Consider the following 909-nt stretch of genomic DNA (forward strand, 5'->3'; position numbering starts at 1 on the left):
ATGCTGTTCGGGCTCGGCTCCGGGTTGTCCTTCATCTACTGGGACAGCAAAAGCATGGGCTTTCCCTTCCTGGGCGGCCGGGTCAAGCCGTTCGAGCTCACCAGGAACCTGACTGCCATGCTCGGACTTGAGCTTTTGATCGGGGAGACCACCTCCCCGCGCAAGGCGTGGCAGAACGTGGCGGCACCCATCGACGCCGGTCGGCCGGTCGGCCTTCAGCTCGACAGCTACCACCTGGACTACTTCAGCACCAAGGTGCATTTCGGCGGGCACGTCGTGGCCATGTTCGGTTATGACGAACAGGACGCCTACCTGCAGGACACCGACCCGCAGGGCGGAGCCGTCTCGACCAGTCTCGCCAGCCTGGCCAGGGCCAGGGCCGAGCGCGGCCCCATGACCGCCAGGAACCGCTCCTTCACCATCACGGCGCCCCGCGGCCTGACCCCACCCCAAGACCGGATCATCCCCGCGATCACGACCTGCGCCGACGCCTTCCTGCACCCGCCCATCGCGAACCTGGGCCACCGGGGCATCGCGAAGGCAGCCGGGCAAGTGCCGAAATGGCTGCAGCGCAGCGCCAACCCGCCCGAGGACCTGCCGCAGGCCGCAGTCCTCATGGAGAGGGCCGGCACCGGCGGCGCCCTCTTCCGCAACCTCTACCGGGACTTCCTCGCCGAGTGCGCCCAGCTGATCGACAGCAACCACCTGCGCACTGGCCACGGCCTGTTCACCGAGGCCGCCGCCCTCTGGACAGAAGTGGCCGCACTCATCGCAGCAGCAGGCACATCCGGTGACGCGAACCAGCTCGTGCGGGCCGGGTCCGTACTCAGTGAACTCGCGCGTATCGAGCGCGATGCGATGAAGGCACTCACCATGCTCTAGGGACCGTCCAGCGAATCGACGGCTGAA

At 67.4% G+C, this 909-nt stretch carries 1 protein-coding gene; it reads left to right on the top strand.

Features of this window, described 5'->3' with window-relative positions; all coding sequences use genetic code 11:
* The coding region (locus tag PV721_RS43600; RefSeq protein ID WP_319734453.1) for a BtrH N-terminal domain-containing protein at positions 1-882 on the top strand (882 nt) is incomplete at its 5' end.
* Positions 883-909: the final 27 nt, after the last annotated feature.

The organism is Streptomyces sp. MB09-01, from assembly GCF_033794505.1.
Lineage (GTDB): Bacteria > Actinomycetota > Actinomycetes > Streptomycetales > Streptomycetaceae > Streptomyces.